Genomic DNA, 2,561 nt, shown 5'->3' with positions numbered 1-2,561 from the left:
TATCCCCTGTTTTATAGATCTTTTCGGGATAATAGGGATTCAGAGGATTCTGAATAAAGGCTTCTGCCGTTTTTTCGGGATTATTATAATAACCCAGAGCCAGACATCTACCGCGAACACAGAGTTCGCCGCTTTCCCCTTTTTCCGCCAGTCTATCGCCATTGAGGATGAAAACATCCGTATTTCTGCAGCCATAGCCAATGGGCAGAGGCTCATCGTCCGCAAATTCCCTGTCCACGATGTAGAATGTACAGTCTACGGTCGTTTCTGTAGGGCCATAGATATTTGCGAACATGGCATCGGGATATTTTGCTTTCCACATGTTGAACTGCTTGGTAGGCATAGCCTCACCGCAGAACATGATTTTTTTCAGATAGGAAGGCTGGAACGCTTCCAATGCACCTGTGTTGACTACAATACACAGGGCAGAAGGCACCCAGTCTATATAGTTGATCTGTTTTGCTTCCAGATGTTCCAGCAGTTTTTTCGGGAAGGAGAACAGCATTTTCGGAATGATCTCCATCTGTGCCCCCGTTTTCAGAACTGCATAAATATCCTTTACGGAAGAATCAAAATAAAATGGCGCCTGATTGCCGATGATCTCTTTTTCTGTGATATCAAAGGCTTCTGTATACCATTCTGTCAGGTTCACCACGGCCTGATGGCTGATAACAACCCCTTTGGGCACACCCGTGGAACCGGAGGTAAACAGGGCATACAGGGGGTCTGTGTCGATGGTTTTCAGTCTGATTTTTTTCAGGATCTCTTCGTCGATCTCCGTTTCCAGAATTTCTTCCAGAACCACGATCTCTCCTTCGTAACCAAGGCCATCGGCCACTTTTCTGCTTTTTTCATCGATGACCATCACACCGGGATTCAGTGTGTGCAGGATAGAAAGTACACGTTCCTTTGGCATAGTCACGTCAATGGGTGTATAGAAATTGCCGCTGTAAACAGCACCCATGAATGCTGCCACAGAAACCGGCGTTTTCTGCATCATAACCGCCACAGGACATTTGCCGAAGCGGGTCAGGTATGTACCGATGCGTTTTGCTGTGTTTTCCAGTTCTGCGAAGGTAATTTCCCCTTCCGCTGCGGAAAAAGCAACTTTATCCGGCAGGCGTTCTGCCGTTTTTTCCATATATTCCAGTATATTTCTTATCATTAAAATCCCTCGATTTTTCTTTATTTCGTAAGCCTTATTGAGTATAGCATTTGGCTCTTTTTTCGTCAAGAATGAGGAAAGGCGGCTGCCCGTTTTGCCCGCCAAAAAGAGAAAAGTCCTCCTATACGGGGATATAGGAAGACTTCTTCATGGTTGTATCATCACTGCTCTGTCTCTCGCATGGTCAATGGTAAGACTTTGCACATTGATACCTAGGCAACGGGCTTCGCTGCGTTTTGAGAAGCGAACATACAGGCAAAGCCTGTGTAAGCGCCGATTGCAGCGAAAAGTCAGAGATTTTCCCCAAAGAGGAAAAACCTACCTGTTCAATTATTCAAACAGTATAGCACAACAAAAAGAATAAAACAATATCCCCGAAAATCTTTTCTTCCCTTGCATAATTCCTACTTTTCTGATATGCTGTATAAAAAATCATACGTTGCAAATTGCAGCAATAAAGAAACAAAAGCAAAAAGAGGAGAGGTAATACCAATGTCTATTGAAAGTGTACGTGCATATCTGAAAGATATGAACTGTCCCAAAGAACCCATCGAATTTTCTCAGTCCAGCGCAACAGTGGAGCTGGCTGCGGAAGCTGCAGGCGTAATTCCTGCCCGCATCACCAAAACACTGTGCCTGATGAGCAAAGAAGGCCCTATCGTGATCTGCGTTGCAGGCGATACAAAAATCGATAACCGCAAATTCAAAGATAAATTCGGCCTGAAAGCAAAAATGCTGTCCGCAGAAGAAACACTGGAGGCAACAGGCCATGCTGTCGGCGGTGTTTGTCCTTTCGATCTGCCCGAAGGCACAAAGGCTTATGCAGATATTTCCATGCAGCGTTTTGATACTGTATTCCCCGCAGCAGGTACAAGCAACTCCGCTGTAGAACTGACATGCGATGAACTTTTCCAGTACGGCAAATGTGTAGAATGGGTAGACATCTGCAAGGGTTGGAATGATGAAGCTTGATTTTCAAACAAGTAAAAAACATCCCCACTATCCATATCAGATTAGCGAGGTGACTTTATGAAAATTTCAACAAGAGGTCGTTACGGCATCCGTCTGATGCTGGCACTGGCACTGAATTATGAAAACGGCACCATCCCCCTGAAATCCATTGCAAAGGATCAGGGTATTTCCGAAAAATATCTGGAACAGATCATCAACCCTCTGACAAAGTCCGGTCTGGTGAAAAGTTTCCGCGGTGCCCAGGGTGGCTATACCCTGACCAATCCCCCTGCCGAAACAACAGTAGGTGAAGTGTTGCGTGTGCTGGAAGGTTCCCTGTCCCCCGTGGATTGCGTAGACCATCCCAACTGTTCCAATGCAGACCACTGCGTTTCCCTGTCCGTCTGGAAAAAAATGAAGGACGCACTGGACGAAGTGGTAGACG

At 45.8% G+C, this 2,561-nt stretch carries 3 protein-coding genes; 2 read left to right on the top strand and 1 reads right to left on the bottom strand.

The annotated features are described in order from the left end of the window. Positions 1–1,165 (bottom strand): AMP-binding protein (locus ACJMLT_RS03450; RefSeq protein WP_405726636.1); only part of this gene is annotated, 1,165 nt, incomplete at its 3' end. Between the two features lie 492 nt (positions 1,166–1,657). On the opposite strand from ACJMLT_RS03450, the gene ACJMLT_RS03445 reads away from it, so the two are divergent. Together ACJMLT_RS03445 and ACJMLT_RS03440 are read left to right on the top strand one after the other, a co-directional pair. Then, entirely contained in the window at positions 1,658–2,137 is a 480-nt protein-coding gene (locus ACJMLT_RS03445; RefSeq protein ID WP_405726633.1) for a YbaK/EbsC family protein, read from the top strand. 57 nt (positions 2,138–2,194) lie between these two features. Further along, positions 2,195–2,561: RrF2 family transcriptional regulator (locus tag ACJMLT_RS03440; protein ID WP_405726630.1), on the top strand; the 367-nt coding region annotated here is incomplete at its 3' end.

Origin of the sequence: Anaerotignum sp., from assembly GCF_045122575.1 — a bacterium.
In the GTDB taxonomy this organism is placed as follows: Bacteria; Bacillota; Clostridia; order Lachnospirales; family Anaerotignaceae; genus Anaerotignum_A.
The sequence above is the reverse complement of the archived record's forward strand: the minus strand, read 5'-3'. Positions and strand labels throughout refer to the sequence as shown.